The organism is Bacillus sp. SIMBA_005, from assembly GCF_046535585.1.
GTDB classification, from domain to species: domain Bacteria; phylum Bacillota; class Bacilli; order Bacillales; family Bacillaceae; genus Bacillus; species Bacillus pumilus.
Window position 1 is genome coordinate 1 of record NZ_JAWRWI010000342.1, and the last position, 275, is coordinate 275.

Annotated in this window: 1 pseudogene; it reads right to left on the bottom strand. The window is 39.6% G+C overall.

Annotated elements, in window-relative coordinates:
* A pseudogene (locus SB660_RS20400) lies at positions 1-275 on the bottom strand (DNA polymerase/3'-5' exonuclease PolX); the annotation flags it as partial.

Genomic DNA, 275 nt, shown 5'->3' on the forward strand with positions numbered 1-275 from the left:
TTGCATCGCGGTATGTAATCGTGCCATTATTTTATCCTGTGACTGTGTAAAACTCGAATGAATGGAGGCAATCACGAAATCCAATTTCCGCAGTACTTCATCATCAAAATCTAACGAACCATCTGGTAAAATATCCATTTCTGTGCCTGCATATAAATAAAAGTCAGGATGCGCTTCGTTAAAAGCGTCAACTTCAGCTCGTTGCTTCACTAATCGTGCAGGTGTCAAACCATTCGCCACTTTTAAATATTGTGAGTGATCGGTAATAACGCTAT